This window comes from Kitasatospora sp. NPDC002522 (assembly GCF_053595195.1).
Genome location: NZ_JBSFXE010000091.1, coordinates 1 through 5,860, shown reverse-complemented (window position 1 = coordinate 5,860; position 5,860 = coordinate 1). Strand labels below are relative to the sequence as shown.

Here is a 5,860-nt window from a genome sequence, read left to right as displayed (position 1 = left end):
GGCCTGAACCCCGAGTACATCAACCGGTACCCGCACCAGTTCTCCGGCGGCCAGCGCCAGCGCATCGGCATCGCCCGCGGCCTCGCGCTCAAGCCGGAGATCATCATCTGCGACGAGCCGGTCTCCGCCCTGGACGTCTCGGTGCAGGCCCAGGTGATCAACCTGCTGGAGCAGCTGCAGCAGGAGTTCGAGCTCTCCTACATGTTTATCGCCCACGACCTGTCGATCGTGCGTCACATCTCCGACCGGGTCGGCGTGATGTACCTCGGCAAGATGGTCGAGATCGGCACGGACGAGGAGATCTACGAGCACGCCACGCACCCCTACACCCAGGCGCTGCTGAGCGCGGTGCCGGTGCCGGACCCGACGGACCGCGAGAACCGCGAGCGGATCATCCTCACCGGTGACATCCCCTCGCCGGCCAACCCGCCGTCCGGCTGCCGCTTCCGCACCCGTTGCTGGAAGGCCGAGGAGCGCTGCTCGACCGAGCTGCCGCTGCTGGCCGTCCCCGAGCTGCTGGCCGGCGCGGCCAAGCACGAGTCCGCGTGCCACTTCGCGGCCGAGCGTGAGGTCGCTGCCGCGTAGGCGCTGACGCACCGCCAGAGATCCGCCCTGGGAGGGGAGTTCCCTCCCGGGGCGGATCTTTGCTTTCCGGCCTTCGCTCATCCGGCGGTACTGCGGTCGCGTCGCCGCAAAGCGGCCCTTCTCATGAGGTGAGATGCGTCATACACCCTGAGGAGGAAGCTCCATGCCTGCAGGCACCCGCGTGCGCTGGGCCATTGTCAGTGCGACGTCCGTGGCCCTGGTGGCCACGGGTTGCAGCAGCAGTGGTTCCGGTGGCGGATCGTCAGACGCCAGCAAGACCTTCAGCTACCAGAGCAGCGAGCCGCAGAACCCGCTGCAGCCGGCCAACGCCAACGAGACCGGCGGTGGGCGCATCGTGCAGAACCTGTTCAAGGGCCTGGCCGACTACGACCCCAGCAACGGCAAGCTCCGGATGCAGGTCGCGCAGTCGATCGACACCAGCGACTCGCAGACCTTCAACGTGACGCTGAAGACCGGCTGGACCTTCCACGACGGCACCCCGGTGACCTCGAAGAGCTTCGTGGACGCCTGGAACTGGGCGGCGAGCACCAAGAACAACCAGATCAACAGCTCCTGGTTCGGCGACATCCAGGGCTACGCGGACGTCCACCCCGCGAGCGGCGCCCCGGCCAAGGACACCATGTCCGGCCTGACCGTGCAGGACGACACCCACTTCACCATCAAGCTGACCAACAAGGTCTCGTACTTCCCGTACAAGCTGGGGTACGTGGCCTTCTCGCCGCTGCCGGAGGGCTTCTACCAGGACCCGGCGGGCTACGGGCAGAAGCCGATCGGCAACGGGCCGTACCAGTTCGTCAGCTGGGACCACAACTCGCAGGTGGTCACCAAGACCTACGCCAACTACCAGGGCGTGGACAAGCCGAAGAACGGCGGTGTGATCTTCAAGATGTACACCACCGCCGAGGCGGCCTACGCGGACCTGCAGTCGAACAACCTGGACGTGATCGACCAGGTGCCGCCGTCGGCGCTGGCGAACTACAAGAACGACCTCGGCGACCGGGCGATCGACTCCCCGCAGGGCGCGATCCAGAACATCGGCTTCACGCTCTACCAGCCGGACTGGTCGGGGGCGAACCTGAACAAGGTCCGGCAGGGCCTGTCGATGGCGATCGACCGCAACACCATCACCAAGACCGTGCTGCAGGGCTCCCGCGCGCCCGCCAGCGCCTGGGTGGCGGAGGGCGTCGAGGGCTACAAGGCGGGCACCTGCGGCGACTTCTGCAACTACAACCCGGACATGGCGAAGCAGCTGATCCAGCAGGGCGGCGGCGTCCCCGGCAACTCGGTGAAGATCACCTACAACGCGGACGGCGGCCACAAGGAGTGGGTCGACGCGGTCTGCAACTCGATCCGGCAGGCCACCGGCGTGAACTGCGTCGGCGACCCGAAGACCGACTTCAAGACCGCCCGCGCGGCGATCACCGGCCACCAGATCGACGGCATGTTCCGCACCGGCTGGGTGCAGGACTACCCGCTGAACGCCAACTTCCTGGCGGACGTCTACCGGACCGGCGCGGCCTCCAACGACACCGGCTACTCCAGCCCGGAGTTCGACAAGCTGGCCACCCAGGCCGACCAGGCCCCCTCGATCCAGGACACCGCCACCGGGTACCAGCAGGCCGAGGCCCAGCTGGCGATCGACTTCCCGGCGGTGCCGCTCTGGTACTACCGCACCAACTCGGGCTTCTCCACCAAGGTGCAGAACGTCATGTTCGACTCCTTCGGCAACCCGGCCTGGACGCAGGTCGAGGTCAAGGGCTGACCCCACCCGACGCCGGCCCCGTCCTCCCCGCACGGAGGGCGGGGCTCCGGCACTACGTCACCCCTTCGAAGGGAGGGCTCGCATGGGCCACTACGTGCTACGCCGCGTGCTCCAGATGATCCCGGTGTTCTTCGGTGCCACGCTGCTGATCTTCCTGATGGTGTACACCCTGCCGGGCGACCCGATCGCGGCGATGTTCGGCGACAAGGCGGCCGACCCGGCGACCGTGGCCAACCTGCGGCACAAGTACTACCTCGACCAGCCGCTGTGGAAGCAGTACCTGCACTACATGAACAACATCTTCCACCTGGACTTCGGCACCAGCTTCACCGGCCGCCCGGTCTCCGAGATCATGGCGGACGCCTTCCCGGTGACCATCCGGCTCGCGCTGGTCGCGTTCTTCTTCGAGATCGTGGTCGGCCTGCCGCTCGGCCTGATCGCCGGCCTCAAGCGCGCCAGCTTCGCCGACACCGGGGTGCTGGTGCTGACCCTGCTGGTCATCTCGATCCCGGTCTTCGTGCTCGGCTACATCGCGCAGACGGTGTTCGCCACCAATCTCGGCTGGGTGACCCCGACGGTGCAGGACTCCACCGCCATCACCCAACTGATCCTGCCGGGCCTGGTGCTGGCCTCGCTCTCACTGGCGTACGTGGCCCGGCTCACCCGCACCTCGATCGGCGAGAACCTGCGGGCCGACTACATGCGCACCGCCGTCGCCAAGGGCCTGCCCCGGCGGACCATCATCAGCCGCCACCTGCTGCGCAACTCGCTGATCCCGGTGGTGACCTTCCTCGGTACCGACCTGGGCGCGCTGATGGGCGGCGCGATCGTCACCGAGGGCATCTTCAACATCGCCGGCGTCGGCAACGTCCTCTACAAGGCGATCAACCAGAAGGAGGGCCCGACGGTGGTCGGCATCGTCACCGTGCTGGTGATCGTCTACCTGGTCGCCAGCCTGGTCGTCGACCTGCTCTACGCCGTCCTGGACCCGAGGATCCGCTATGCCTGACCGGAACGGGGACATCCCCGACGACCACGATCCGCTGCGGAACATCGCGCCGACCGACAGCGACCACCTGGACTACGTCGGCCAGCAGGGACTGGCGGTCGAGCAGGAGACCTTAAGCGAACCGAACCCGGTCAAGCGGGAGGAGGCCCGCAGCCTCTGGGGCGACGCCTGGCGGGACCTGCGGCGGCGGCCGATCTTCCTGATCTCCGCGGTGCTGCTCTTCATCCTGATCCTGGTGGCGATCTTCCCTCAGCTGTTCACCGACACCGACCCGCGGGCCGCCAACCTGACCCAGAACTACCTGCGGCGGCCGGACTGGACCGACTTCTTCGGCGGCGCCTGGTTCGGCTACGACGGGCAGGGCCGGTCGATCTACGCCCGGGTGGTGTACGGCGCGCGGGCCTCGATCACGGTCGGCATCTGCGTCACCCTGCTGGTCACCGTGCTCGGCGGCCTGGCCGGCATGGTGGCGGGATTCTTCGGCGGCTGGATGGACGCGGTGATCTCCCGGATCGTCGACATCTTCTTCGGCATCCCGCTGCTGCTCGGCGCCCTGGTGCTGCTGAACGCCTTCACCACCCGCAACGTCTGGACCGTGGTGGTCGCACTGGCCTTCCTCGGCTGGACCCAGCTGGCCCGCGTGATGCGCGGCTCGGTGATCACCGTCAAGCAGTCCGACTACGTGGTGGCCGGGCGGGCGCTGGGCGCCGGGACCGGGCGGCTGATGTTCCGTCACATCCTGCCGAACGCCCTCGCACCGGTGATCGTGGTGGCCACCATCGCGCTCGGCGGCTACATCACGGCGGAGGCCACGCTGAGCTTCCTCGGCATCGGCCTGCAGGACCCGACCATCTCCTGGGGCGTGGACATCTCCTCGGCCCAGAAGGTGATCCGGCAGGCGCCGTACGTCATGTTCTTCCCGGCCGCGGCGCTGTCCATCACGGTGCTGGCCTTCATCATGATGGGCGACGCGGTGCGCGACGCCCTCGATCCGAAGCTGCGCTGAGCGAGGGGAGAGACACATGAGCACCGCCGCCGACCAGGCCCGCCAGGCCCGCGAGGAGCCCTACACCGGGCCGCTGCTGGACGTGAAGGACCTGCACGTCGAGTTCAAGACCCGGGACGGCGTGGCCCGGGCCGTCAACGGCGTCAACTACAGCGTCAGCGCGGGCGAGACGCTGGCCGTGCTGGGCGAGTCCGGCTCGGGCAAGTCGGTGACCGCGCAGGCCATCATGGGCATCCTGGACATGCCGCCGGCCAGCATCCCCAAGGGGGAGATCCTGTTCCGCGGCCAGGACATGCTGAAGATGGGCAGGGAGGAGCGCCGGAGGATCCGCGGCCAGAAGATCGCGATGATCTTCCAGGACGCGCTCTCCTCGCTCAACCCGGTGCTCCCCGTCGGCTTCCAGCTCGGCGAGATGTACCGGGCGCACCGCGACACCAACCGCAAGGACGCCAAGGCCAAGGCGATCGAGCTGATGGACCGGGTGCGCATCCCGGCCGCCGCGCAGCGCGTCAACGACTACCCGCACCAGTTCTCCGGCGGTATGCGCCAGCGCATCATGATCGCCATGGCGCTGGCGCTGGAACCGGACCTGATCATCGCGGACGAGCCCACCACCGCCCTGGACGTCACCGTCCAGGCCCAGGTGATGGACCTGCTCGCCGAGCTGCAGGGCGAGTACCACATGGGCCTGATCCTGATCACCCACGACCTCGGCGTGGTCGCCGACGTCGCGGACAAGATCGCGGTGATGTACGCCGGCCGGATCGTGGAGACCGCGCCGGTGCACGAGCTGTACGCCCGGCCCGCCCACCCGTACACCCGGGGCCTGCTGGACTCCATCCCGCGGCTCGACCAGAAGGGCCAGGAGCTCTTCGCGATCAAGGGCCTGCCGCCCAACCTGCTGCGGATCCCGCCCGGCTGCGCGTTCAACCCGCGCTGCCCGCGGGCGCAGGAGATCTGCCGGCACGAGGTGCCGCCGCTGGCGCCGGTGACCGAGGACGACGGGACGCCGCTGGCCGGCCGGGGCAGTGCGTGCTTCTTCTGGAAGGAGACCCTCCATGACGGCTAACGGTGCCAGCCCGCTCGGGGCGCCCACCCCCGAGGAGGTGGCGTTCGCCCAGGACGTCCCGCGCGGCGAGCCGATCCTGGAGGTCCGCGACCTGCTCAAGCACTTCCCGCTCACCCGGGGCGTGCTGTTCAAGAAGCAGGTGGGCGCGGTCAAGGCGGTCGACGGGGTCTCCTTCGACCTGATGCAGGGCGAGACCCTCGGCATCGTCGGCGAGTCCGGCTGCGGAAAGTCGACGCTGGCCAAGGTGCTGATGAACCTGGAGCCCGCCACCGCCGGGTCGGTGAAGTACAAGGGCGAGGAGATCTCGCACCTGTCCGGCGCCGCGCTGAAGGCGGTGCGCCGCAACATCCAGATGGTGTTCCAGGACCCGTACACCTCGCTGAACCCGCGGATGACGGTCGGCGACAT

6 protein-coding genes are annotated in these 5,860 nt (G+C 68.4%); all 6 read left to right on the top strand.

The annotated features are described in order from the left end of the window. Positions 1-585 (top strand): ABC transporter ATP-binding protein (locus ACWD4U_RS34445; RefSeq protein ID WP_363462175.1); only part of this gene is annotated, 585 nt, incomplete at its 5' end. Between the two features lie 163 nt (positions 586-748). Then, on the top strand, positions 749-2,368 hold the full coding sequence (locus ACWD4U_RS34440) for a peptide ABC transporter substrate-binding protein (protein ID WP_363462177.1): 1,620 nt from the start codon (positions 749-751) through the stop codon (positions 2,366-2,368). Between the two features lie 82 nt (positions 2,369-2,450). After that, the gene (locus tag ACWD4U_RS34435) at positions 2,451-3,377 is read left to right on the top strand and encodes an ABC transporter permease (RefSeq protein ID WP_363462179.1); all 927 of its coding nucleotides are present in this window, start codon (positions 2,451-2,453) and stop codon (positions 3,375-3,377) included. Further along, positions 3,370-4,383: an ABC transporter permease gene (locus ACWD4U_RS34430; RefSeq protein ID WP_363462181.1), complete on the top strand. Its 1,014-nt coding sequence runs from the start codon at positions 3,370-3,372 to the stop codon at positions 4,381-4,383. The genes ACWD4U_RS34435 and ACWD4U_RS34430 overlap by 8 nt, the downstream gene beginning before the upstream one ends. Before the next feature lie 16 nt (positions 4,384-4,399). Further along, positions 4,400-5,452 carry an ABC transporter ATP-binding protein gene (locus tag ACWD4U_RS34425; protein ID WP_363462183.1) on the top strand — a complete coding sequence of 351 codons (1,053 nt, stop codon included), beginning with the start codon at positions 4,400-4,402 and terminating at the stop codon, positions 5,450-5,452. Beyond that, positions 5,442-5,860, top strand: a 419-nt coding sequence (locus ACWD4U_RS34420) for an ATP-binding cassette domain-containing protein (protein WP_363462185.1), incomplete at its 3' end; no start/stop codon positions are given. The genes ACWD4U_RS34425 and ACWD4U_RS34420, both read left to right, overlap by 11 nt.